We start from the raw sequence: 23,640 nt of genomic DNA on the forward strand, positions 1-23,640 counted from the left end.
CGAAATGCGCATCAAATATGTCGGCGTTTTAATCGCCGCGTTATTGCAGCTATCCGGCACCGCTACTAATGCAGCGGAGGAAGTTGCATCGACGCCGACCGCACTAGTGGCTGACCAAGTTCCTGCCATTCCTAACGCAATAGTGAACGCGACCAAACCCTATATGGAATTTAGCACTGCAAGCTTTGTCGATTGGGATCCCAAAAGCAGAGCCATGCTGATCCAAACGCGGTTCGCGGAAACGAGACAACTCCACAGGATCGCGGCACCATTGGGCGTTCGGGAACAAATTACCTTTTTCGATGAACCCATAAATTCCGCCGGTTTTTCACCCGACGGATCAACCCTGTTATTTCAGAAAGATACGGGAGGTAACGAAGTAAACCAGATCTTCGCGCTGGTAGATGGACGACCAAAAATGCTGACCGACGGCAAGAGCAGGAATCAGATGGGCCCTTGGTCCAAAAGCCGCAATTTAATGGCTTTCGGCTCCAACAAGCGGACCGGTCTTTACAATGACATTTATCTAATGAATCCGGCTGATCCTGATAATGCAACTATGGTAGTCACATCAAGTGGCGGGGGCTGGCTGCCAATCGACTTCTCGCCTGATGACCAATATCTTCTCGTTTTCAATTATGTTTCAGACACTGACAATCAACTTTATCTGATCGACATAATCAACAATACGTCGCGTCAGCTAACCGATAGCGAGAATCCGATTACTTATAATGGTCTGAAGTTTGCACCAGATGGCCGTTTATGGGCCGCTTCCGATAATGGCAGTGACGTCCAGCGCCTTGGCACCGTTAATCTTGAAACAGCGGCCTTCGAGCCGGTTATAGAAGAAAAACTCTGGGATATTTCTGACTTTGACATCAGTAAGGACGGCCGGTGGATCGCCTTTGAAGTCAATCAGGCAGGCCGATCCGTTCTGAAAATTTATGACACGCAAAGCAGCGCCATCCGCGTGCCTCCCAACTTACCCATCGGCGTAATTGGCAACATGAAATTTGCCCCGTGGGGAGAATTGGGTTTCACCCTCAATGCTAATCAGACTGGCAGCGACAGTTTCAGCTTAAACCCGGAAACATTGGAAACCACCCGCTGGACCCGAAGTGAAAATAGCAGCCTCAATCCAGCCGATAATGTTGCACCCGAATTGGTCGAAATTACTAGCTTTGATGGCGAGAAAATGTCCGGATTTTTATATCGACCGAACCCGGCAAAGCATGAAGGTAAACGCCCCTTGATCATCGACATTCATGGCGGACCAGAATCTCAGGCAACACCGCGTTTTTTAGGCCCTAATAATTATCTGGTCAATAAGCTGGGCATCGCAATTTTCTATCCCAATGTGCGCGGTTCAACCGGGTTCGGAAAACGATTTTCTGCGCTGGACGACGGACCGTTCCGCCGCGAAGATAGCGTCCGGGATATTGGCGCATTCCTGTCACATCTCCGCAGAGACAAACGCATCGACAAGCGCCGCGTTGCCGTGACCGGTGGCAGTTACGGGGGATATATGACACTTGCGTCCATGCTAAGCTATGGCCGTCGTTTGAAAGCAGGGCTGGCAGTGGTCGGCATATCGAATTTCGTGACATTTCTAGAAAGCACCCAACCCTATCGCCGTGATCTTCGTCGGCGTGAATATGGCGATGAGCAGAACCCGGAACATCGTGCAAAGCTAGAGGAGATAAGTCCGCTGCGACGCGCCAATGAAATCAATCTTCCCCTGATGGTTGTCGCCGGAGCCAATGACCCCCGCGTACCGGCAAGCGAGACGGATCAAATTGTCACGGCAATGCGGGCAAATGGTCGGCCAGTTTGGCATTTACAGGCAAATAATGAAGGCCACGGCTTTCGAAAGAAAGAAAATGCGGACTATCAGTTCTGGGCTTCGCTGCTATTCTGGCAGAAATATCTGCTACACAAGGAAGAGTGAATGGAAATATTGATAATTGCAGGAATCATTATCCTGATGGTGTTGATATTTGATTCCCGTAATACAATCGCTACGCTACGCGATCGGATTGAGCTTCTCGAAAATAATGAGCGAATAAGCGCGAATAGCCACGGTAATAGGGATACTGAACATTGATCCTTATGGATCGGGGCTGCTCTGCGCAAACAATAGAGGATATTTCATATCCTGCATTTTAACGCTATTTCACGCCGGTCTTATTATCATGACTATTAGCCGTGGAACGATTTAGAAAATAGAAACTAGTCGCTAAGCATGCGTAATTCGTCAATATAAGATGGATGTGTATCGTAGCATTTGCCTGGAAAGCGCACCCGCGCTGGAAACTTATCGCTATCGGCAATCGGGATGAAATTCACTCCCGCCCCGCCGATGCCCTTTCCCGTTGGGGCGATCCTTCCCATTTATTGGCGGGACGAGACATAAAGGCCGGTGGAACCTGGTTAGGTGTTTCCGAGCAAGGGCGGTTAGCCGTCGTAACCAACCTCAGCGGCCACGGTACACCAGATGCCGAGCCGGCCTCTCGCGGCGATCTTCTCAAAGATTTTTTATCCGACGATGGGCGCTATTCCAGCCTTAATGCAACTGATTTTTCTGATTTCAATCCCTTCAATTTAATCACTGTTGCAGGGAACAAAGCACTTATTCATTCCAATCGTCCACATGCACGCAGCCATATTCTTGCCCCCGGAATTCATGGACTTTCCAATGGCCCAATAGACAAACCTTGGCGGAAGTCAGGATATCTCAACTCAACGTTAGCTGCTTGGATAGAAAATGAATCGAGTAATCCCGGCATTTTGCTGGAGAATTTGCGCGATCAGACGACATTCCCGCTCGCACCGGATGCCGAACCAAATTCTGTATCATCGTTGGAGCCCCAAAATTCGGCCGTTTTTATTCGCAATCCGGTTTATGGGACCCGTTGCAGTACGGTCGTTGCAATTGATCATCAGGGTGCAGGGATGATCACAGAACGACGCTATGCACCCTCTGGAAAATCAACAGGAGATACTCGTCTATCGTTTACCTGGCCGGGCTAGAACTTAAATGCCAACGATAAACAACCAATGGATCCGCCTGCACCGACATGACCAAAGGCCGCATTCCCCATGATAGCGGGAATACGGCATGACAGACCGAAACAACAACTCAGAATTTTGGATTATACTGGGTCGGATCAATTAAACGCCTGGGAGCTTTGAATTGCGTTAATCGTCAAATTCAGGGGCATCTAACTGCGTAAATGCGCTGGGATCCGAATCTCCCGTCCTAGAAACTTTGACCTGCAGCAAGCCTTCCATCACCGCACATGCCACCATATGGGTGCGATTTTTGGCCCGGAGCTTCAAACGCACGTTTTCAACGTGTCGATCCACCGTCCGCGGTGCAATATCTACATGTTGCGCGACTTCTTTGGTCGACAGTCCTTGCGCAACATATTCCAATATCTCATGCTCTCTCAGCGTGAGCACGGGACCATTGGTCAAACTCTTTTGCTGTAACATCACGAGGGTTACCTTCTATAAGACTTGCAAACTATACAGCTTACCAATCAACAAATGCCCCCATTTGTCTCGATCACTGGCGCACAAACGAACGCATCGCTGCGCACCAGCACTTCTCACAACATAGACCGGCCTTACAGACCAACTAATCTAATTGTCGGTGGTTCCCTCCCCCAACAAGACGTCGCAAATTTTGTTTCGCTGCAAAATTACTGCTACGATGGTCAATCTTTTACTCCTATAGCACAGGATTCCGATAGGATAAAAACGTCCCTGCCAACCCATTGAATTTACAGTAATTTACATGAACTCGGAATTCTATAGGTGAATTCACCTAGTAAAAACCAGCACGCAGAATCGCCTAGGATTCAACACACGCGAATCACTGGATAGACCATTTCTGCGATCCTATCGTACATAACCCCCACAAAACAACATAAGGTCGCATCTGAGGCCTCGCTGATATTATGGCAATATTGGCGAGGAAAGTAAAAATGGGTCGTGCTGAGGGTCTAGAGGAGACGGCACGGATGCAATCGCTACTTACCGCGCCTGCAAAGATGCAGGACGTACATTCACACTTGCGCTCAACCACTTTGCGGTTTCGGGCAGGACAATTAATATTCGACGAAGGACAAAAGGCAAGTCGCTGGTATGAGGTGGTTCAGGGCACTGTTCGCACGTGCCGCTTTCACATGGATGGCCACCGGCATCTGACCGGTTTTTTCTTTAGCAGCGACGTTTTTGGGGCTGATTCTGATACCTACGGAACAGCTGCCGAAGCGGTGACAGATGTTGTTGTGCGGTGTTACCGGGTCGGAGATATCACTCAGGATTCAACACCAAAGCCGCAGCTCGACGAGGCCGTGTCGATTTTATTCCGCGCTATGTCCGCCGCCCAGCGCTATTTATTCATCATGGGCCACCGAACCGCCACGGAACGGCTAGCCGCATTTCTGCTGTGTCTCAAACAGCAAGCTGATGGCAAACCACATATCACCATTCCCATGTCCAGATGCGACATCGCCGATTTTCTTGGCCTAACGGTTCATACAGTCAGCCGGACTTTTTCTGATTTGGTTCGCCGTGGACTAATCAAAATTGACGGGCGCCATTCTGTCGTCATCGCTGACAATGCCGGATTGTGCAGTCTCGCTGGAGAATATCAGGACAGCCTAACAAATGACTCATCGGACCGCCGCATTCACCCTGCCGCAGGCCTTTGCCTCAGTGAGCTGTCTGCCGCCTAGAAAATTTGCATGCGTAAACATGCCGGGAGAAATATAATGACCACAAATCATCTAAGTTCACTTACCTTTATCGCCGCCCTTCCCGCCGTAGCTTTCTGCGGCGGAACCGCCTCAGCGGCGACCACGAATGAAGCCTCAACGGTGGACCATATAAGTCCGGCACCTCAGCTGACCGCTGCAGAAGCGGAAGCGGAATCAGCCAGAATTATGGAGCGGCTAAGCGCCGCTCAATCTCCAGCCCAGTCTGCGGAGGCACCTTCAGAAGTATTGCCAGTCTCCAAACCGGACAAATTACCAATCGAGTTGACCTTTGCCGGAGAAGACCGTTCACCGGTTACATTTTCCGAGCAGGAAACAGGCAATATTACCGCTGCGCTACAAGCCATCCAATCCGAACTGGCAGAACAGAAAACGTTGATTGCGAGTCAGAACGCGCTCATCCAGTCACAAAGTAATAAGATCCAACAACTGGAATTACACAATCAGTTGGTTCGCGCCGCGACGCCAGTTGCGACACCCTTTGCCTTGTCGCAAATGCGCGGCGCCGGCATCAATAGAGATCAGGTGGAGACGGCGGCGGTCCAAATCGGAACCTCGCCTGATGACAGTCTGACCTTGCCGGAGGGACCCGTTGGCGAAGCGCCGCCCGAAACCCAGAATATCGAACGAAAAGTCGAGGCTGTGCCCGAAGGGCAAGGTGTGCTGACACCACGCGGTCAATTCGTGCTCGACCCCTCGATTGAATATACACGGTCGTCGACTAACCGCCTCGTATTCCGCGGTATCGAACTTATTCCCGGCATTCAAATCGGCGCGATTGAGGCCAGCGATGCAGATCGTGATACCGTTGTCGCGACATTTGCCATGCGCTATGGCCTCACCAACCGGCTGGAAATAGAAGGCCGTGTTCCGCTACTTTACAGGAAGGACCGGATACAGGTGGTCCAACAGCGTGATGAACAAATCACAAGGGAAGTGGGCTTGGAAGAAACCGGTATTGGTGACGCAGAATTATCACTGCGTTACCAGCTGAATCGGCCCAAAGGACAAGGTCCGATCTGGGTCGCCGGCTTGCGGGTCAAAGGCGATACGGGCAAAAGTCCTTATGAAATTCCCTTTGACGAATTTGGCGTTGCGACCGGCCTAGCCACCGGTTCGGGCTTTTGGGGCGTCCAGCCCAGCATCAGTTTTCTAATGCCGTCTGATCCGGTCGTCATCTATGGCGGGCTAGGATATCTGTGGAATATCGAGCGTAATATCGACAAAATTGTTGGCGATGTATTGGTCGGAAAGGTCGATCCGGGTGATGCTGTAAACGCCAGCGTCGGCTTTGGCTTTGCGCTTAATCCGCGCTTTTCCTTTTCACTGGGCTATCGCCACAATTATATTTTCTCGACTAGGACCCAGTTGGGCGACACGTTTCAGGACAGTAATGACATCCAGGTGGGATCATTCAACTTTGGCATGTCCTATCGCCTGAGCGAACGGCAATCCCTAAACCTCGGCTTTCAATTTGGTGTCACTGAAGATGCACCAGATGTCAGCATTGTCGCGCGGATTCCTTTCCGTTTCTAGTTAGCCGGATAACTGACAAAAAAAAGGGGGGGGGGGGGGGTGGCCGAACCTATAAAATGCGCCGCCCCCTTTGACTGTTTCATCGCCCGTATTCAGGGCAAAGTTCACACAAACCACACCTCTTTTTTGAAGGCTGCGGGTAACATTCAAAACTGAGAAAGAATCTTTAGCACTTTATCATAGCGGCCAAACTGTAGGAAAGGATTTTGGAAGACTCCTCTTGGTCGTCAAAGCAACTCTTCAATGAAAAGTGAAATCAGCATTGATTGGCTGGTTACACGGGCTTTGAGATAGACTTGGCTAAGCTGTGAGCGGACTGTGCCGGTAGCCGCATTTCGCATTTGGGCGATTTCCGAAATACTGCATCCTTTTATCGCAAATAGTGCAACTTCGGATTCACCAGGAGATAATTGCCATTCATCAAATCGCAATTTGATAATATCGGACAATGCCCCGCGGGCAACTGCCAGTGCATCCTCACGGCGGCGAGCGTCCATCATCAACTTGCGCGTTTGTCGTGCCCCCATCACGACACCAATCATCAGCGCAAACGCGATGAGGCCTTCCGTGAAAATTTCAAATGTTATGCCTGGCTGGGTTTTGGCAATGATATCTTCGATACTATCCAAAACGAAAAAAATCGCAGCGACCGTCTGAACTACAACGATCCCGACCGCGAACAAGACTGCTCGGTTACGCATTGCAGTCTTTGTTATTTCTATTTTTGATGTCATCGGGTTTCATAGTACTTCCGCTTAAAGGCGTGTGTTTGAGCGCCTGCTTATGGAGGAAAGCCACCCCCTTCGATAGCTGATCTGCAACCTCACGAATTCACGTGATAGCAGGAGTTAGCCATTGACGAAAAGCCAAACCTTGAGCCTGAGTAAAGTTCCAGCCGTCACGCTCGGTTTCTGGGTCATCAAGATATTGGCAACGACCTTTGGCGAAACCGCCGGTGACACCGTAAGCATGTCACTAAATCTTGGTTATCTGGTTGGTACAGCTATTTTCGCAGTGTTGCTGTGCATTCTGGTGGCTCTTCAGATACGTGCAAAAAATTTCCATCCAGCACTTTATTGGGCGACTATCATTGCATCGACGACCGCAGGAACGACAATGGCCGATTTCGCAACGCGTTCGATGGGAATTGGTTATCCCGGCGGGTCACTACTATTATTGGCACTTGTACTTGCTTCGCTGTTCATCTGGTATCGCACCTTAGGGTCGATTTCCGTGGCATCGGTACATGAGCCTAGAGCTGAAATCTACTATTGGCTGACCATCACATTTTCTCAAACCTTGGGCACTGCGCTCGGAGATTGGGTGGCGGATGGACCTTTAGGTTATTTGGGTGCTGCTGTAGTTTTCGGTGCTGCACTCGCGCTCATCGCGATCTCCTATTACCGGACCAATATATGCCACATTGGTCTCTTTTGGGCCGCTTTCATCCTTACCCGTCCTTTGGGTGCCGTAATTGGTGACTTTCTTGATAAACCAATCGGGCAAGGCGGGCTTGAACTGAGCCGCGCAGCTGCTTCTATTGTTCTCGGCGTCGCGATTATCACTTTAATCCGGTTTCTTCCCCAAAGGCCGGCAATTAGCAGTGCCGAAATTTAGGCGCCGGATATGAAATCCCAAAAAATCTTACTTACCCTGCACATGTTGGCTCAGGGAGGGACGGACCGCGTCGCGTGTATCCTAGCGAGCGGTTTTGTCAGGGCCGGTTACGACACCACAATGCTCGTATTTTGCAATAATGGTGAGGCCCAAGAAGCCCTAAGCACCCTAATCGACACCGACGTAAAATTGGTGTTTTTAAGTCATTATTCCATTTCGCGGCCTATCGATCTGATCCGCCTTTTGCCTAAATGCGCCGCCTATATAGCGAAATTTAAGCCAGATTTTATCGTATCTACTGGTAATAATATCAATTGGATCACAGCTGCGGCTGTTCGGCTTTCCGGAATTAATGGCAAGCTGATACTCAAAATAACAAACCCGCTAATTCGCACAAAAGACAAGCGGATCAAGCGAGCTATAAGAAAGTTAGGATATAATCTTGCTTTTAAACAAGCCTATCTGATCTTGCCGCTGTGTGACGCGGAGCGAAAGCAACTCATAACCTGTTTTCCGAAGGCAAAAGCGAAATTCCGGACGGTGATAAATCCATATGTTACGCCTACTATGCTTGAGCAGTCAGAGAAATGCTCACCCTACCCCGGTAGAAAAATCGTTCTGGGCGTTGGGCGTTTTCAGGCACAAAAAAGGTTCGACTTACTGATCAGATCATTCGCTCTCATAAAAGATCCCACAGCAAAACTTGTGATATTGGGTGACGGGCCCGAAAGACAGGCATGCAAAAAATTAATCGAGGAACTGGAGCTTACGGACCGCGTCCTGCTGCCCGGTTTTGTGACCAATGTCGCGGCTTGGTATCAAACTGCAGATGTTTTCGTGCTGTCGTCCAACTATGAAGGGCTTCCGGCGGTGGTGTTGGAGGCCTTGGCAGGAAATTGCCCGGTCCTGTCCACAAATTGCTTCCCGGCTGCTCGTGAAATTCTCGAACCGCTGGCACATTGCGGAATTATAGATCCGCCCTCCGCAGCAAATATAGCAGATAGTATCAACATCGCACTTAATATGCAGCAGTCTAAAAATCTCTCGCATGCTGCTAATAAATATAGCTTAGAAAATGGCATTAGCAGCCACATTGATTGCTTGCTTGCAAGCTCCGAACACAGTCGGAGCCAAACTCTTTATGTTGTAGAAGAAACACCAAAATTGCCAGCGTGATCCTGCGTGGTCACTTGTTCGTCAGAACAAAAAAGCACCGCTAACCTCCTTACAGGTTCGCGGTGCTTCTCGTATGAGACCAGCCGGATTGGCGGCTGGTCAGTTCCCGAGCGCGCCGATCGCAGCTTGTCCTGCTACGTTGTCGATCGCACTGCTGATCCTGTCCATCATCATATTGGCATTGAAATTTTCATAGCCGGACAGGTTTAGGGTCGCGTCTACTTCTTGAACGCTATTAAAACCGCTAGCGGTGTTGATCAGCATATTCTGGACACCATTGCCGGTCTCATGAACGATCGCAGTTTGTCCGCCATTGATCAGATAGACTGGGGTATCGCCGACTTTCATACGGATATTGCCATTAGAGAAAACACCATTTTGTAGAGCAGCGGCATCCACGGGGCTTAATCCTTCAGCCGCAATCTGAACAGTCTCGACACCTTCGTCACTCCAATTGAGCACGGTATGCAGTAACAAAGCGCCGTTAACATACGTCCGAATATCCGCACCGAAATTTATATCCAATCCCGATACAAGAAACCCGCCACGCAACTTGTCCAGATCTTTGTCTGATACAAGTGCGGGCAGGTCAACCGCCACCGCAGGGTCAGCTTTGGCAGTTTGGGGTAAAAGTATCGCGGTAAAAGATGCGACACATGCGACCGAAGTGAAAAATTTTTGTCTATAGCTCATGGCTCGTCTCTCATCTGACTGTGCCAACCCGCACGTCGAGTAAAAATTCCGGCGTGAGCTGGTACAGAGGGGGAAGGTGGGTCGTTAGATCGCCAATAGAGGCGGTCGCGGACACTTGATCGGTAGGTGCGGGGGCCCAAGGGCTCCAGTCGCCGGCAAGATTATAGGTTGGCAGTTTCTGTATAGGTCCATCGACAATGGCCAAAACGATACCATTCCAATATTTATAAAAATCCTTAGTAGAATATTTTTTGATGCCGAGCACGGAATCGCCGACCAGCACTTGATCTTTCGTCTGCCCCTTGACGACAACAAAATGTTTGAAACCATTGAGGTCGAGTAGCACGATAACCGGGCGTTTCACTTGTGCAAGCTGCCCTGGCTCCAGTTTAAATCCTTCGGCGCGATAACCAATAGATTGCAGATAACTGCGCATGTCGAGCATCGAAAAACCGACTTTTTTTATGGCTTCCTTGTCGCCCAAATCCCACATCGCTTTGAACGGCGTGCGTTCGGCTGTAGGTAGATCATAGTGATAGGTGAGCAAGGTTGCGACCGCCGCAGACCCACAGCTAAAATCATAACGTTGCCGAACAACGGAGCGAAACGGAATATCCCAATAGGTCATCACACCAACTGCATAATCACCGCCAAGAGCTTCCCGGCCAAGCCGGACTTCTGCATTAGCAGCGGGGCTCCAGAATAAGGCTAGGGATAGCGCAGCGCCGGTCAGCGCCAGCATTCCGTCCTTCAAGCCTTTCTTAAAGGACGGAACGGCTGGCAACAGGCCACGGCTTGTGAGGGAGCGGGGGTTCATGGCCTATAACTACCTAATCGCTGATATTGATAGTTACGCTCAGGCCCGCCTGAAGCGTCGACTGTGCGCCGGTATTGAACACGAAATTGCCCAGCCCATTAAAACCGGACAGAGCATTGTCCGATAGACTGACATCGCCAGCGGTAAAGTCACCACCGATAGAATTGCCGGAATTTTCTGCGTTCAAGGTTTGATTGTTGATCGCAATCTGCGTTCCGCCGCGCATTTCATCAAGTTCTGTCATTGATAATAGCGGGGATCCGGATTGCTGCTCAACGGTCGCGGGTGCTTTTAAGTTAGCATCCTGGTCCGCCACCTGCGCGCTCGCATTTGAAGCAGTCATAGCCAATGGGGCTATTGCAAGAAGCCAATAATATTTTTTCATCGTCTGTACTCCCGATTCTGGGAACGGATGTTTGGGGGATGGAAGGGCCGGTTCCATCTACTGAAACCAGCCCGCCCTTCATATCGTGACGATTAATCGCCGCCGCCGCCGCCGCCAGCTGGAGCTGCTGCTGCGCCATCACCAAAGTTGATGGTGCCTTGAGCCGCAATGTTGGTTCCAGCCTGAGCATTAGAGTCGATGCCGGTGTTCCATGCTTGGTTCAGGATACCTGCAAAAGCTGCAAACGCACTGCCGTTAACAGAGTTGCCACCGCTGTTATAACCTACTGGTGTATCTGTATCGTCCGCACCATCCATATCGACGACTTCGTCCAAATATTGATTGGTGTTCGTTGCGGTAAGCGTTTGCGCAGCAACAACAAAGTTATTGCCGTTGTTGTTGTTGCTGTTGATGTCATTAGCCGTAAACGAGTTCGTCGTGCTGGCATTTGCCTGCAGATATACATCAAGCAGATCATTCACCACGACGGCACCGTTGTTGGTGTCGGTCACATCATTGTCTTGTGCTTGCTGAGCCATGGCGGGGGCGCCAACGGCCAAAGCAACTACTGCAGCTGATGCTGCCATTAGTTTTGTCATTTTCATCGTCTTTCTCCTTAGGGTCTAAGGCATCTCATCTTTCCCTGACGAACAAGGAAGGGGGTAAAGAGGCCCTGTTTTGTACCGCGTGATGCGGTGTCCCATTGTTAGAACGATTCGCCGTTTCGCTTGTTGCGATATGGCAATTGGTCAGATAATTTTCTATTTTTGGCTTAAATCAGGCTATTTTGGTCATAAAAAACCAATGCCTTACAGCAGGAAACATTAGTTATGGTGAATAGCAGCAGCTATTCGTGCCAATTGTTCGACCTCAGCAAAATCGCTTGTGCCTTTGGGTACAATCCAGCTTCCCCCCACACAAAGCACGGATTCTAAAGCCAACCATTTGCCCGCCGTTTGAATATTTATGCCGCCGGTGGGGCAAAACAGGCAGTCTTTAAATGGCGCAGAAATGGCCTTTAAGGCTGCGATACCGCCAGAGGCTTCGGCCGGGAAAAATTTAAAATGGCGCAGCCCCATATCCATACCGCGCATGATATCGCTAGCGTTGGAAATGCCGGGCAATATTGGGACATCATGTTTAAAAGCTGATTCGACCACGGCTTCGGTCAGCCCCGGCGACACGATGAATTCAGAACCCGCATCCAATGCCGCTGTCAGATGCGCATCATTCAATACCGTGCCGGCACCAACAATAGCGCCTTTCACCTTTTTCATTTCAGCGATGGCGTCCAACGCGCAATCAGTCCGCAATGTCACTTCCAATATCGAAAGTCCTCCTGCCACCAAGGCCTCTGCAATCGGCCGGGCACTAGCGATATCTTCTATGACGAGCACAGGAATAACCGGCGCCGTGCGCATTAATTTCTCAATCGGTTTCATTTTCAGACTCCTGTGCGAAAATCTTTTTGCGTCCTGCTTCTGTTATCATGTCTAAAGCCCCGCCTGCTGTAGCATGGCTGATGCACCTGCCTCTGCATTATCGGACAGATGGCGCATGATGGCGAACAGCTCGCGTCCTGTACCGGCGGTTTCCAACGGTGTCGGTGCCAAGTCACGCTGCTGCCATTCGGCTTCGTCGACCAACGCGGTTAGCTCCCCTGTCCTTGCGCAGATGCGGACAACATCGCCGTCTTGCAATTTCGCCAGCGGACCACCGTCTTTCGCTTCCGGCCAACAATGGATAGCGGCTGGAACTTTACCGCTGGCTCCCGACATGCGGCCGTCGGTGAGCAAAGCGACCTTATAACCGCGATCCTGCAACACACCCATGGGCGGTGTCAGCTTATGAAGCTCTGGCATGCCATTGGCGCGTGGCCCCTGGAAACGAACAACGATGATGACGTCTTGGTTCAATTCTCCAGCATCAAAGGCCGCCTTAATATCATTCTGATCCGCAAAAACCCGGACGGGTGCTTCAATCGTCAACCGGCTGGAATCAACAGCACTTGTCTTAATGGCTGCGCGGCCAAGATTACCTGTCAGCAATCGCATCCCGCCATCGGGAGAAAAGGGATCGGATACCGGACGCACTATATCAGGGTCACGGCTTGTCAGTGGGGCGGCCCTCCAACTCAGTTTGTCGCCCTCCAACACTGCCTCTTTCGCATAATCGTCTATGCCGTTCCCTGCGACGGTCATAATGTCACCGTGCATAAGCCCGGCGTCCAGCAATTGGCGGATGACAAAGGCCATACCGCCCGCCGCATGGAAATGGTTCACATCAGCAGAGCCATTGGGATAGATGCGTGTGACCAACGGAACCACGGCTGACAAAGCGTCAAAATCTTCCCAGTCGATGATGATCCCGGCCGCGCGCGCAATGGCGGGAAGATGGATCAGGTGATTGGTAGAACCGCCCGTCGCCAAAAGGCCGACAGCGGCGTTTACAATAGCCTTTTCATCAATACAGCGGCCGAGCGGACGATAATCTTCACTCGCTTTACCGATACCAGAAAGCCGATGCACCGCCGCACGGGTCAACTCTTGCCGCAACTTGGTACCCGGATTGACAAAGGCTGCGCCGGGAACATGAAGCCCCATCATTTCCATCATCATTTGATTGGAATTTGCCGTACCGTAAAACGTACAAGTGCCAGCGCCATGATAGCTCGCGGCTTCAGCCTCCAAAAGCTCGTCCTTACTCGCCTTGCCTTCTGCATAGAGCTGGCGGACGCGTTGTTTTTCTTTATTGGCAAGCCCCGATGGCATCGGTCCAGCGGGAACCAATATGGTCGGCAAATGCCCGAAGCGCAGCGCACCAATTAACAAGCCCGGCACGATCTTGTCGCAGATACCGAGCAACAACGTGCCTTCAAACATACCGTGACTGAGACCAATTGCAGTCCCCATCGCTATATTATCGCGGCTGAACAGGCTAAGTTCCATACCCAATTGCCCTTGGGTCACACCATCGCACATGGCCGGAACACCACCAGCGACCTGCGCCGTTGCGCCTGCTTCCCGCGCAAAAATTTTAATCTGTTCTGGATAGCGGCCATAGGGCTGATGCGCCGACAACATGTCGTTATAGGCAGTCACAATAGCGATATTCATCGCCGCGCCAGAACGAATGGCCGGTTTATCATCACCGCTTGCTGCGAAACCATGCGCCAGATTGCCGCAGGATAAATTGGGCCGGTCGACGCCTTTATCCCCTTCCCTGTCGATTAAATCGAGATAGGCGGCGCGCGGCGCTTTGCTGCGCTCTATGATACGGTTTGTCACTGCGACCAAAGTCTGATGCAGGCTCATGTCTCGCTCCAGAAAATCGTTATCGGGCAGGAAGCGGCCTTGATTAGCTGTGCAATGGGCAAATCATGCTCTTCCCTTATTGCATGCTCCAATATGACTTTCTTGTCCGCTCCGCGCGCGACAATGATCAGTTCGTTCGTATCTATAAGTGCAGACTTGTTAAGGCTCAGCCGCTCAAAAGGTGCTTCCGGCGGCAAGGGATCAGGCACGGTGCGCACGATCAGTGGGCTATTTTCATCCACCTGTACGGGCACTTTCATGGTCGGAAAGAGCGAAGCAATATGACCGTCTGTGCCCATACCGATCCAGACAAGATCAGCCCGTGGCGGTACCGAGCCTTCTACCAGATCGATCAGCTTTGCTTTGGTACCTGCGAAAGCCTTGGTTAGCTTGCCAAAATTGCTGGCGTCATGATCTTTGGCAACAATCCGGTCATCCGTCAGCATCAGGGACAGTTCGTCCCATGGCAGGTCCATGGTCGATAATATGTCGAATATCGCCAGCGGCGTATTGCCGCCCGGAACAGCCAAGAGCCGGGCCCCTCGTTGCTCAATCGCCGCCGCGATATGCGCCGCAACCGCCTTAGCATCAGCCTGATAGGCCCAAGTCAGCCGTCCTGATGGGGCCGCGTCACTCATGCCAGCTCACTCCGTCGCGTTCCGTCAAAGCAATAGCGGCAGACGGTCCCCAGCTACCGGCACCATAGCTTTTAGGAACCACCGCGTGATCGCTCCATATCTGCCGGATGGCATCGACCCATGACCATTGTGCTTCAACTTCATCGCGGCGGACGAACAAGGTCTGATCCCCTTCGATAAGATCAAGGAGCAGCCGTTCATAGGCAATGCGCTGCCGCGCACTGGCAAAGGCCTGCGTCAGGGACAGGTCAAGCGGCACTTCGCGCAGGACAATACCGTCGCGGTCGAGCCCCGGTTCCTTGGCCATGACTTGCAGGCGGACATATTCTTCTGGCTGCAAGCGGATAACCAGCCGGTTGGCTATCGGTTTTCCGGAGCGCTCCCCGAAAATGCTGTGCGGCACTTCCTTAAACTGAATCACCAACTCGCTGCGGCGTTCGGCAAGACGCTTGCCCGTGCGCAGATAAAAGGGGACCCCCTGCCAACGCCAATTATCGACATGGGCCTTGAGCGCGACAAAAGTCTCGGTCTTTGATGCCCCGTCAAAATCACTTTCATAACCGGTGACCGCTTCTCCGTTGACCGCACCGGCATCATATTGGCCGGTGACGACTTCCGATCGATCAAGCTTACGCAAAGATCGCAGCACTTTCACTTTTTCATCGCGAATGGCGGTCGCGTCATATTGGGCGGGGGGTTCCATCGCGGTAATCGCTAATAGCTGCAGCATATGGTTCTGCACCATATCCCGCAACGCACCGGTATCATCGTAAAAGCCATGGCGGCCTTCCAAACCCACGACCTCCGACACCGTGATTTGAACATGATCAACACCGCCAGCATTCCAAAGCGGTTCAAACATCATATTGGCAAAACGCAGCGCTAGAATATTCTGTACCGTTTCCTTGCCGAGATAATGGTCAATCCGGAAAATACGGTCCTCCGGAAACGCAGCAGCCACAGCATTATTTATCTCTGTCGAGGACGCCAAATCATTGCCCAGCGGCTTTTCCAACCCGATCCGCACATTATCGCCAGCCAGCCCTGCTGACTGCAGCCCCTTGATCGTCGGTTCGAACAGAAATGGCGCTGTCGACAGGAAAATCGACATGCCAGCAGATATATCGCCAAGCTTCTTGGCGAGGTCAGCAAAGCCTTCGGTCTGCGAGGCGTCGAGCGGTTGGTAAAAAATCCGTTCGAGAAACTGTTCAATAGCTGCTGCATCTTTGCGTTCTTCAGGCAGGAATTCGTTCAAGGCATCCTTGATCAACGTCCGATATTCAGTATCACTCAGGCTGCTGCGCGCCGTTCCAAAAATCCGCAAGTCTTTGGCAATCAAACCATCAACATGCAGCGCATATAAGGACGGCAACAGCATGCGCCGTGCCAGATCACCGGTTGCCCCAAACAAAAGCAGTGTGTTGGATGGATTAGAGTTCATCTTTATTTATTGCTCCTGTTGACGAAACCGCATTGGCAAAACATAGCGCAGATCATCGATATTCTTAATCCACGACGGCAATATGTCAACGTTGTCCTTTTCGTTAAGCGTGGCCTTATATGTCTATTCCAATGCTATATTCAGGTTGCGACTTTTGCGTTCGCGGGCGCCGCAGACTCGCGAATTACAAGATGATGGTCGAGAAATATTGGTTTTGACCGAACGCCTGACTGAAATGTCTGATCAGTCAAAAGACCTACCGCTTCGGAAACCATATTGGCTATGGGCTGATTTACCGTCGTCAATTGCGGGCTGATCACAGCTGCAACTTGCATATTATCAAAACCGACAACCGAGAGGTCATTGGGCACATGGATGTTCCGGCGATAGGCGGCCGCGATGACCGCTGCAGCCATATCGTCATTACTCGCAAAAACCGCGCTGGGCCGGCTCGGAAGGTCCAGCAGCTTTTCCGCGCAGGCCAGACCGGAGGCCCAAGAAAACTGTCCCTGCTCAATCAGCTGAGGATCGATATCTATACCCGCAGCCTTCATGGCATTGGAATAACCCTTATAGCGTTTGGCCGATACACTGTGATCGGGATGCCCTTTTATAAAACCGATCCGCTTATGGCCGAGCGACAAAAGATGCTGCGTCATTTCTTGTGCCGCAATTTCATCATTGATATTAATGGAAGCACGCGCTGAATCCGGATTGCACGGTGCGATTAAAACATACCGACGCTTCTTATCATCCAGCATTTTTATCAGTTCGGGATCGTCGCATAGCGGCGGGGTTACAACAATGCCGACCGGCGAACTATTGATGATCATTGCTTCAATCTCGGCCAGACCACCTTCACATTCTTCCATGATCAAACGCATACCGATCTTGTGACATCGTTGTAGCGCGCCCAGATGAGCGCTTTCAATATAGCTGCGGCTGGGATTCTGAACCAGAAGAGAAATGATTTGCGGTCCGCCAACACGCAAATTGCGAGCGGCGGCATTGAGTGTATAGTTTAATCTCGCTGCCGCGCTCATCACCAACTGGCGGGTTTCTTCACGCACGTTGCTTTCGCCGTTGAGGACACGCGACACAGTCTTGAAGGAAACACCCGCATCCTTGGCCACGTCAATCATCGTCGCGCGTTGCCGCGGACTATTCATCCCATTATTCTTCAAAGCCCGTCCCTTTTGGCGAAGCCATATATTCTTTATATTTGCCTTGGAGCCAACTGGCACAGCAAGTTGTCGGTGACAAGGTTGTCAGAGATTCTTTCCACGTAAATCGTCACGGATATGGCCCGACAAACCCATTGCGCGCCATCGACGGCGCTCCTGTAACCGGTTATGCCTCTGATGCGAACTGTCGAAAAACAGTATATTCATGGAAACAGGGGAAATCGGCATGTTTAAAAAGCTCTTGGTTTTGGCCGTCATTGTGGCGGCGATATTTGCATTTTTTCACTATGACCTCGGTTCCCAACTGACGCTTGAAAATCTAAAGGCACAGCAAGACGCCATAGATGCGCAATATCAAGCCAATCCCCTGGCCATTATCGGTGCATTTTTCCTCATCTATGTCGCGGTTACGGCCCTGTCCATTCCCGGTGCTGCAGTGATGACCCTTGCCGCTGGCGCGTTATTTGGCGTGTTGGTCGGGACCATCGTGGTGTCCTTTGCCTCCACCATTGGCGCGACCATTGCGTTTTTGACATCGCGCTATTTGCTGGGTGACTGGGTAGAGAGCAAATTTGGGCAGCGGCTCAAAAATATCAACGAGGGTATCAAGCGCGACGGGGCCTTTTATCTCATCTCGATCCGGCTGGTTCCCGCCTTTCCGTTTTTCGTCGTCAATCTGGTCATGGGCCTCACCAAGATGCGGATCTGGACTTATTTCATTGCCAGCCAGATTGGTATGCTCGCCGGAACGATTGTCTTCGTCAACGCGGGCACACAGCTTTCACGGGTGGATTCCGTCGGGGAGGTCTTTTCGCTGCCGGTTATCGGTTCCTTTGCTTTGCTCGCGATTTTCCCTTGGATTGCAAAAGGGATTATCAGCCTATTGAAAAACAGGAAAATCTATAAGGGCTGGACCAAGCCCAAGAGATTTGACCGCAACCTGATCGTGATTGGCGCGGGTTCTGGCGGCCTCGTATCCTCCCTGATTGCCGCGACCATCAATGCAAAAGTGACCTTGATCGAGGCCGGAAAAATGGGCGGTGACTGCCTGAACTATGGCTGCGTCCCGTCTAAGGCGCTGATCAAGAGCGCCAAGGTCGCCGAACAGATGCGTTATGCCGACCGCTATGGCCTGACCGCCAGCAAACCGGATTTTAGCTTTAAAAACGTCATGGCACGCATTGAGAATGTTATAAAAACCATAGAACCTCATGACAGTGTAGAACGGTTTGAAGGATTGGGCGTAGACGTGGTGCAAGGCTATGCGCGACTAACCGACCCTTGGACGGTCGAGATTGCCCGCAATGATGGCGGCACCCAGACACTAACCACCAAGGCGATTGTTTTAGCCACGGGCGCGCGGCCCTTTGTCCCTCCGCTCCCCGGCCTTGAAGAGACCGGCTATCTGACCAGCGACACATTATGGGAAGAAATGGCGAAACGCGATGCTGTCCCCGAACAGCTCGTAGTGCTAGGCGGTGGCCCCATCGGCTGCGAGCTATCGCAATCCTTTGCCCGACTTGGTAGCAATGTCACCCTGATCGAAATGGCAGACCGCGTCATGGGCATTGAGGATAAGGACGTATCCGAAATCGCGGCCAAGGCCCTCACAGATTCAGGTGTGACCCTGCTCTGCGGTCACAAAGCGCTGCGCACCGAAATGGACGCTAGCCGCAAAATGATCATCATCGAAAGCGATAGCGGCGAAACATCCGTGCCTTTTGACGATATATTGATCGCTGTTGGACGGGCCGCCCGCCTTGATGGCTATGGCCTTGAAAATCTGGGCATCGAGCCGGAACGCACATTGGTTACCAACGATCATCTGCAAACCAGTTTCCCGCATATCTATGCAGCAGGTGATGTTGCTGGCCCCTATCAACTCACACATAATGCATCGCATCAGGCATGGTTCGCAACGGTCAATGCATTGTTCGGGCGGTTCAAGAAATTCAAACCCAGCTATGAATTTTTGCCATGGACCACTTTTTTAGACCCCGAAATTGCCCATGTTGGCCTCAATGAACAGCAGGCCAAAGAGGACGGCGTGACCTATGAAGTCACCAAATATATGCTCGACGATCTTGACCGCGCCATTGCCGAAAGCGCCACCGAAGGATTTGTCAAAGTGTTGACCCCGCCGGGCAAGGACAGGATATTGGGTGTTACCATCGTCGGCCAAAATGCAGGGGAATTGCTCACCGAATATGTGCTGGCGATGAAACATGGCCTTGGCCTCGGCAAGATTTTGGAGACCATCCATACTTATCCGACCATGGCGGAAGCAAATAAATTTGCGGCGGGCGAATGGCGCAAAAAACATAAGCCGGAATGGGCGCTGAAATGGCTTGAGCGCTATTTTAATTGGGCGCGAAGCTAGGCCCAAGCACAACGAAGTTTACAAAGTGAACATACTCTTTTGGGATTGTTTCGCCGCGCAATGTAACTCCAAAGTTCACACAAATCACAGATACTCACTCCCAGAAAACTGCCGATTATGATTATTCAACAAATGAGAAAGAGCCGCAGCCAAATTATCACAATGCCCGCTCTGTAGGAAAGGGGATTAGGGTCCGACTAGCTACGGAAACTGAGCCAAGCCAGAACCGTCCGCTGGAACACCGTCACCACGCAAAGCCCGGCGAAAATATAGGCCAGCGTCTCAAAATATATCGGGAACACGCACATGAGCAGGAATAAGGCGATCGTCTCCCCGCCTTCTGCGATGCCTGTGCTGTAGAAGAAGCTTTTCTCGCCATGGGCGCTGGTCTGCGCGCCTTGTTCTGCCGCAGTCACAGCAAAGGCCAGAAAACTGATACCCGTTATGGTGAAAGCAGCGACCAGCGATAATGCCGGAAGCAGGTTCGCTGGATCGGCAATCCCGAACGCCAACGGCACCGACACATAGAATATGAAATCACAAACTATATCGAGATAACCGCCAAAAGCGGTCTTTTGCGTGGCTCTTGCCACCGCGCCGTCAAGGCCGTCCAATAGCCTGCTGACAATCACCAGCGCCACCGCCCAACCATATTGCTGGAGCGTGATCGCATAGGCTGCGCCTAAGCCAAACCCTAGTCCGAGCAGCGTGATGCTATTGGCCGTCAAACCGGTTTGGGCCAAAGCCCTGCCCATCGCATTCAGCGGCGGGTCAATCAGGGGACGAATCTTGGCGTCAAACATCGCAATAAAATCCTATACCCATGTGATGATCCCGATCACAGCGCCGGTCATCGCGGTAGCGCAATTGCCCGCAAACCAGCTTTTCATCCCCAACGCAGCCACCTCAGACCGGCGTTCTGGACATAAAGTACCGATGGTCGAAATGATCAGGCCGACACTGGCGAGATTGGCCACCCCGCAAAGCGCATAGGTGACAATAAGCTGCCCCTTGGCGCTGAACGTATCGGCGGGCAGTGCCGCCAGTTCCAGATAAGCGACATATTCATTCAATATCGCCTTGGTGCCCATAAGCGAACCCGCCGCAGCCGATTCCTCCCACGGCACACCGATCATCCACATAAGCGGCGCAAATAACCAACCGAATAGGCGTCTCAGCGTCACCGCCTCTCCCCCGATCAAGGGCAGCACGGTCAATATCTGGTCGATCAATGCGACAAAGGCGAAGATCACAATGATGACCGCAATCACGGCAAGAAATAGCTGCACCCCGTCCATGGTCCCGCGAATAATCGCGTCGAAGCTATTATCATATTTCAGGCCCGGCTCTTCGCGGTTCACCTTGGTATCCGACAGCCCCGGCACCATGAGGCGCGCGAGCAATATGGCCGCTGGCAAGGATATAAGCGAAGCCGAAATCATATGCCCGACAGCGTTGGAAACGGTCTTCTCCAGCGTTGTCGCATAAAGCACCAATATCGCACCGGATATGGTGGACATGGCCAGCACCATGATCGCGAATAATTCTGCCCGGCTCATCTTTTCAAAATAGGCTCTAACGACCAGCGGCGATTCCACCATACCCAGGAAGATATTCGCCCCTCCGCTCAGACCTACCACGCCGCTAACGCCCATTGTTTTTTGCAAGGCCCAGGACAGGCCTTTGACGATGATCTGCAACACCCGCCAATGCCATAGCAAGGCCGCCAATGCGGAGAAAACGATGACCAATGGCAATATCTGGAATGCAATGATCAGGGGCGGTTTGGCCCCGTCCTTCAGCGCAAAGGGCAGATCCGCCCCACCGACATAGCCAAACATATAGCTGGAGCCCGCCAGCGTCGCCTGTTCAATCGCCTGCACGCCCTGATTGGCGAGGCCGATAATATCCCAAATGAACGGGATACGGACTATCGAAAGCGCAAGAATGAACTGCACCGTAATCGCGCCTGCGATCCACCGCCAGCTTGGCCTGTCTTTGCGGTCTTCCGACAATGCCCAGGCCATTGTCAATATGAAGGCAATGCCGATCAGCCCCTGAAATTGGCTTAATATTTCAAGCAAATGCTATCGTCCCCATGGTCATGTTGCAATGCTGCACCATGGCGGAAAATCAGGAAAGCACCAACCGCCTTTTAAAAGATGGCAAGCACGTAAAAGGGATTCCAATATGTGGCTCTATTGCCTGCCTTCAAAAATATGTCATGTTAGGCGGCTAAGCTGATATATTAAGGCCAGCCAATGCTAGTCCATTTGCAGGCCCATTGAAGGAAAGCCCAACATGCAGTTGAACCGTCGCAATTTCACCGGTGGACTAACCGCCCTCGCCTTTTCCGGTCTGGCCCAGCATAGCAGTCTGGCCCGGACGGGCGCGACGAGGTCGCATAAAGGCTATGGGCCGTTACAGGTTGATCCCAATGGTTTGCTCGATCTGCCCCGGGGGTTTTCCTATCATATCCTGTCCGAATTTCGCGGCGCGATGTCCGATGGCAATCGCGTGCCCGATCGGGCCGATGGCATGGGCTGTTTCGCGATGCCCAATGGCAAGCTCGCGCTGGTTCGAAACCATGAACTTAAGGCCAATCATTTTGATGATGGTCCTTTTACTGCCATGCCCTCAACGCTCGCGGCCTATGATTATAACCAAAACGGAAAACCGCTGGTTGGCGGTACGACCACAATGATACTCGATAATCAAACATTGGTTATGGAACGCCAACATCTGAGCCTTGTGGGCACGATCCGCAACTGTGCCGGCGGCACCACGCCATGGGGCAGCTGGCTGAGCTGTGAAGAAGATGTGACCCGCGCCGGAGACGGCGTAACGCGCGACCATGGCTGGGTATTTGAAGTACCCGCCGCCGAAAAAGGCTTGGTTGACCCGGTCCCCCTCAAAGCCATGGGGCGTTTCAACCATGAAGCCGCCGCCGTCGATCCGGCGACCGGCATTGTCTATCTGACCGAAGATCGCGACGACAGCCTATTCTATCGTTTCATCCCCGATGTACCCGGAAAATTGGCCGAGGGCGGCAAGCTGCAAGCATTGGCCTTTGCCAAAGACACGCTGGATAATGACAGCCGCAACTGGTCGACACCGACATTCAAGCCGGGCGCTTGGCAATTTGCCAGCTGGGTAGATTTGAACGAGGTCGAAAGCCCCAATGACGACCTACGCGAACGGGGTGCTAAGGACGGCGCGGTCAAATTCGCGCGCGGCGAAGGCATTGTTTATGGCGATGGCGAGCTATATTTTTGCTGCACATCCGGCGGAGCAGCCAAGGAAGGGCAGATCATGCGCTACCGGCCGTCCCGCTATGAAGGACTAGAGGCCGAAGCCAAAGCACCCGGCCTTTTACAATTATTCATGGAATCCACCGACCGCCGCCAATATAGCTTTGGTGATAATCTGACCATCGCGCCCAATGGCCATCTGATCGTCTGCGAAGATCAATATAGCGCAACGGTGGACAATCACCTGCGCGGCGTCACCCCGCATGGCAAAGCCTATGCACTAGGACGCATCCGGATACAGACGGAACCGGCAGGCGCCTGTTTCTCCCCCGACGGGCGAACGATGTTTTTAAACCTATATAGTCCGACAAAGACTCTCGCTATCCTTGGTCCGTGGAACAAATTACGGTAAATTCCCGAAGCG

At 51.9% G+C, this 23,640-nt stretch carries 22 protein-coding genes; 9 read left to right on the forward strand and 13 right to left on the reverse strand.

The genetic code is table 11. The features are described 5' to 3' along the window. Nucleotides 1–4: 4 nt before the first annotated feature. The 3 genes from V7676_RS13435 (at nucleotide 5) to V7676_RS13445 (ending at nucleotide 3,030) form a co-directional block, all read left to right on the forward strand. On the forward strand, nucleotides 5–1,948 hold the full coding sequence (locus tag V7676_RS13435) for a S9 family peptidase (RefSeq protein ID WP_335660211.1): 1,944 nt from the start codon (nucleotides 5–7) through the stop codon (nucleotides 1,946–1,948). Next, nucleotides 1,949–2,104: a hypothetical protein gene (locus V7676_RS13440; protein ID WP_335660212.1), complete on the forward strand. Its 156-nt coding sequence runs from the start codon at nucleotides 1,949–1,951 to the stop codon at nucleotides 2,102–2,104. It begins immediately after the preceding gene. Nucleotides 2,105–2,268: 164 nt separating this feature from the next. Further along, nucleotides 2,269–3,030, forward strand: a complete 762-nt coding sequence (locus V7676_RS13445) for an NRDE family protein (protein WP_335660213.1) — start codon at nucleotides 2,269–2,271, stop codon at nucleotides 3,028–3,030. Between the two features lie 168 nt (nucleotides 3,031–3,198). Here the strand turns inward: V7676_RS13445 and V7676_RS13450 are convergent, their stop codons facing one another. Further along, on the reverse strand, nucleotides 3,199–3,495 hold the full coding sequence (locus tag V7676_RS13450) for a helix-turn-helix domain-containing protein (protein ID WP_335660214.1): 297 nt from the start codon (nucleotides 3,493–3,495) through the stop codon (nucleotides 3,199–3,201). A 494-nt stretch (nucleotides 3,496–3,989) separates the two neighbouring features. Between V7676_RS13450 and V7676_RS13455 the strand changes: the two genes are divergently transcribed. Both V7676_RS13455 and V7676_RS13460 read left to right on the forward strand, forming a co-directional pair. Then, a complete protein-coding gene (locus V7676_RS13455) occupies nucleotides 3,990–4,745 on the forward strand; it encodes a helix-turn-helix domain-containing protein (RefSeq protein WP_335660215.1) in 756 nt (251 codons plus the stop codon). Between the two features lie 36 nt (nucleotides 4,746–4,781). Further along, nucleotides 4,782–6,320, forward strand: a complete 1,539-nt coding sequence (locus tag V7676_RS13460; RefSeq protein WP_335660216.1) for a transporter — start codon at nucleotides 4,782–4,784, stop codon at nucleotides 6,318–6,320. A gap of 227 nt (nucleotides 6,321–6,547) precedes the next feature. Here the strand turns inward: V7676_RS13460 and V7676_RS13465 are convergent, their stop codons facing one another. After that, nucleotides 6,548–7,021, reverse strand: coding sequence for a helix-turn-helix transcriptional regulator (locus V7676_RS13465; RefSeq protein WP_335660217.1), 474 nt, complete (start codon nucleotides 7,019–7,021; stop codon nucleotides 6,548–6,550). Nucleotides 7,022–7,175: 154 nt separating this feature from the next. Between V7676_RS13465 and V7676_RS13470 the strand changes: the two genes are divergently transcribed. Continuing rightward, the gene (locus tag V7676_RS13470) at nucleotides 7,176–7,937 is read left to right on the forward strand and encodes a COG4705 family protein (RefSeq protein ID WP_335660218.1); all 762 of its coding nucleotides are present in this window, start codon (nucleotides 7,176–7,178) and stop codon (nucleotides 7,935–7,937) included. Nucleotides 7,938–7,946: 9 nt separating this feature from the next. Beyond that, nucleotides 7,947–9,113: a glycosyltransferase gene (locus V7676_RS13475; RefSeq protein WP_335660219.1), complete on the forward strand. Its 1,167-nt coding sequence runs from the start codon at nucleotides 7,947–7,949 to the stop codon at nucleotides 9,111–9,113. A 99-nt stretch (nucleotides 9,114–9,212) separates the two neighbouring features. On the opposite strand, the gene V7676_RS13480 is transcribed toward V7676_RS13475, so the two are convergent. The 9 genes from V7676_RS13480 to V7676_RS13520 all read right to left on the reverse strand — a co-directional run bounded on the left by V7676_RS13480 (nucleotide 9,213) and on the right by V7676_RS13520 (nucleotide 17,570). Further along, nucleotides 9,213–9,806 (reverse strand): hypothetical protein, encoded by a 594-nt coding sequence (locus V7676_RS13480; RefSeq protein ID WP_335660220.1) that lies wholly within the window; start codon nucleotides 9,804–9,806, stop codon nucleotides 9,213–9,215. 10 nt (nucleotides 9,807–9,816) lie between these two features. Then, entirely contained in the window at nucleotides 9,817–10,623 is an 807-nt protein-coding gene (locus V7676_RS13485) for a C39 family peptidase (RefSeq protein ID WP_335660221.1), read from the reverse strand. 13 nt (nucleotides 10,624–10,636) lie between these two features. Continuing rightward, nucleotides 10,637–11,008: a hypothetical protein gene (locus V7676_RS13490; protein WP_335660222.1), complete on the reverse strand. Its 372-nt coding sequence runs from the start codon at nucleotides 11,006–11,008 to the stop codon at nucleotides 10,637–10,639. A gap of 92 nt (nucleotides 11,009–11,100) precedes the next feature. Next, nucleotides 11,101–11,613, reverse strand: coding sequence for a hypothetical protein (locus V7676_RS13495; RefSeq protein ID WP_335660223.1), 513 nt, complete (start codon nucleotides 11,611–11,613; stop codon nucleotides 11,101–11,103). A gap of 219 nt (nucleotides 11,614–11,832) precedes the next feature. Further along, entirely contained in the window at nucleotides 11,833–12,450 is a 618-nt protein-coding gene (gene eda / locus V7676_RS13500) for a bifunctional 4-hydroxy-2-oxoglutarate aldolase/2-dehydro-3-deoxy-phosphogluconate aldolase (protein WP_335660224.1), read from the reverse strand. A 51-nt stretch (nucleotides 12,451–12,501) separates the two neighbouring features. After that, nucleotides 12,502–14,322 (reverse strand): phosphogluconate dehydratase, encoded by a 1,821-nt coding sequence (edd, locus tag V7676_RS13505; protein ID WP_335660225.1) that lies wholly within the window; start codon nucleotides 14,320–14,322, stop codon nucleotides 12,502–12,504. Then, a complete protein-coding gene (locus V7676_RS13510) occupies nucleotides 14,319–14,960 on the reverse strand; it encodes a 6-phosphogluconolactonase (RefSeq protein WP_335660226.1) in 642 nt (213 codons plus the stop codon). Before V7676_RS13510 ends, edd begins: the two co-directional genes overlap by 4 nt. Then, the gene (gene zwf, locus V7676_RS13515) at nucleotides 14,953–16,401 is read right to left on the reverse strand and encodes a glucose-6-phosphate dehydrogenase (RefSeq protein WP_335660227.1); all 1,449 of its coding nucleotides are present in this window, start codon (nucleotides 16,399–16,401) and stop codon (nucleotides 14,953–14,955) included. The genes V7676_RS13510 and zwf overlap by 8 nt, the downstream gene beginning before the upstream one ends. A gap of 140 nt (nucleotides 16,402–16,541) precedes the next feature. Further along, complete coding sequence (locus V7676_RS13520; RefSeq protein WP_335660228.1) at nucleotides 16,542–17,570, reverse strand: LacI family DNA-binding transcriptional regulator; 1,029 nt, start codon at nucleotides 17,568–17,570, stop codon at nucleotides 16,542–16,544. 241 nt (nucleotides 17,571–17,811) lie between these two features. On the opposite strand from V7676_RS13520, the gene V7676_RS13525 reads away from it, so the two are divergent. Next, nucleotides 17,812–19,965, forward strand: coding sequence for an FAD-dependent oxidoreductase (locus V7676_RS13525; RefSeq protein ID WP_335660229.1), 2,154 nt, complete (start codon nucleotides 17,812–17,814; stop codon nucleotides 19,963–19,965). Between the two features lie 197 nt (nucleotides 19,966–20,162). Here the strand turns inward: V7676_RS13525 and V7676_RS13530 are convergent, their stop codons facing one another. Both V7676_RS13530 and V7676_RS13535 read right to left on the reverse strand, forming a co-directional pair. After that, nucleotides 20,163–20,768, reverse strand: a complete 606-nt coding sequence (locus V7676_RS13530) for a CDP-alcohol phosphatidyltransferase family protein (RefSeq protein WP_335660230.1) — start codon at nucleotides 20,766–20,768, stop codon at nucleotides 20,163–20,165. Between the two features lie 12 nt (nucleotides 20,769–20,780). Beyond that, entirely contained in the window at nucleotides 20,781–22,049 is a 1,269-nt protein-coding gene (locus V7676_RS13535) for a NupC/NupG family nucleoside CNT transporter (RefSeq protein ID WP_335660231.1), read from the reverse strand. A gap of 217 nt (nucleotides 22,050–22,266) precedes the next feature. Here V7676_RS13535 and V7676_RS13540 point away from each other — a divergent pair, with 217 nt between their 5' ends. Next, on the forward strand, nucleotides 22,267–23,628 hold the full coding sequence (locus V7676_RS13540; protein WP_335660232.1) for an alkaline phosphatase PhoX: 1,362 nt from the start codon (nucleotides 22,267–22,269) through the stop codon (nucleotides 23,626–23,628). Nucleotides 23,629–23,640 lie beyond the last annotated feature (12 nt).

The organism is Parasphingorhabdus sp. (assembly GCF_036963805.1).
Taxonomy (GTDB): domain Bacteria; phylum Pseudomonadota; class Alphaproteobacteria; order Sphingomonadales; family Sphingomonadaceae; genus Parasphingorhabdus.

What these genes read in the sequence shown, in the direction of transcription:
- V7676_RS13455 (WP_335660215.1), top strand. Translation starts at nt 3,990, where the DNA reads ATGGGTCGTGCTGAGGGTCTAGAGGAGACGGCACGGATGCAATCGCTA.
- V7676_RS13435 (WP_335660211.1), top strand. Translation starts at nt 5, where the DNA reads ATGCGCATCAAATATGTCGGCGTTTTAATCGCCGCGTTATTGCAGCTA.
- V7676_RS13510 (WP_335660226.1), bottom strand. Translation starts at nt 14,960, where the DNA reads ATGAGTGACGCGGCCCCATCAGGACGGCTGACTTGGGCCTATCAGGCT.
- edd (WP_335660225.1), bottom strand. Translation starts at nt 14,322, where the DNA reads ATGAGCCTGCATCAGACTTTGGTCGCAGTGACAAACCGTATCATAGAG.
- V7676_RS13440 (WP_335660212.1), top strand. Translation starts at nt 1,949, where the DNA reads ATGGAAATATTGATAATTGCAGGAATCATTATCCTGATGGTGTTGATA.
- V7676_RS13460 (WP_335660216.1), top strand. Translation starts at nt 4,782, where the DNA reads ATGACCACAAATCATCTAAGTTCACTTACCTTTATCGCCGCCCTTCCC.
- V7676_RS13485 (WP_335660221.1), bottom strand. Translation starts at nt 10,623, where the DNA reads ATGAACCCCCGCTCCCTCACAAGCCGTGGCCTGTTGCCAGCCGTTCCG.
- V7676_RS13480 (WP_335660220.1), bottom strand. Translation starts at nt 9,806, where the DNA reads ATGAGCTATAGACAAAAATTTTTCACTTCGGTCGCATGTGTCGCATCT.
- V7676_RS13520 (WP_335660228.1), bottom strand. Translation starts at nt 17,570, where the DNA reads ATGAATAGTCCGCGGCAACGCGCGACGATGATTGACGTGGCCAAGGAT.
- V7676_RS13450 (WP_335660214.1), bottom strand. Translation starts at nt 3,495, where the DNA reads ATGTTACAGCAAAAGAGTTTGACCAATGGTCCCGTGCTCACGCTGAGA.
- zwf (WP_335660227.1), bottom strand. Translation starts at nt 16,401, where the DNA reads ATGAACTCTAATCCATCCAACACACTGCTTTTGTTTGGGGCAACCGGT.
- V7676_RS13525 (WP_335660229.1), top strand. Translation starts at nt 17,812, where the DNA reads ATGTTTAAAAAGCTCTTGGTTTTGGCCGTCATTGTGGCGGCGATATTT.
- V7676_RS13540 (WP_335660232.1), top strand. Translation starts at nt 22,267, where the DNA reads ATGCAGTTGAACCGTCGCAATTTCACCGGTGGACTAACCGCCCTCGCC.
- V7676_RS13495 (WP_335660223.1), bottom strand. Translation starts at nt 11,613, where the DNA reads ATGAAAATGACAAAACTAATGGCAGCATCAGCTGCAGTAGTTGCTTTG.
- eda (WP_335660224.1), bottom strand. Translation starts at nt 12,450, where the DNA reads ATGAAACCGATTGAGAAATTAATGCGCACGGCGCCGGTTATTCCTGTG.
- V7676_RS13465 (WP_335660217.1), bottom strand. Translation starts at nt 7,021, where the DNA reads ATGCGTAACCGAGCAGTCTTGTTCGCGGTCGGGATCGTTGTAGTTCAG.
- V7676_RS13530 (WP_335660230.1), bottom strand. Translation starts at nt 20,768, where the DNA reads ATGTTTGACGCCAAGATTCGTCCCCTGATTGACCCGCCGCTGAATGCG.
- V7676_RS13445 (WP_335660213.1), top strand. Translation starts at nt 2,269, where the DNA reads ATGTGTATCGTAGCATTTGCCTGGAAAGCGCACCCGCGCTGGAAACTT.
- V7676_RS13475 (WP_335660219.1), top strand. Translation starts at nt 7,947, where the DNA reads ATGAAATCCCAAAAAATCTTACTTACCCTGCACATGTTGGCTCAGGGA.
- V7676_RS13490 (WP_335660222.1), bottom strand. Translation starts at nt 11,008, where the DNA reads ATGAAAAAATATTATTGGCTTCTTGCAATAGCCCCATTGGCTATGACT.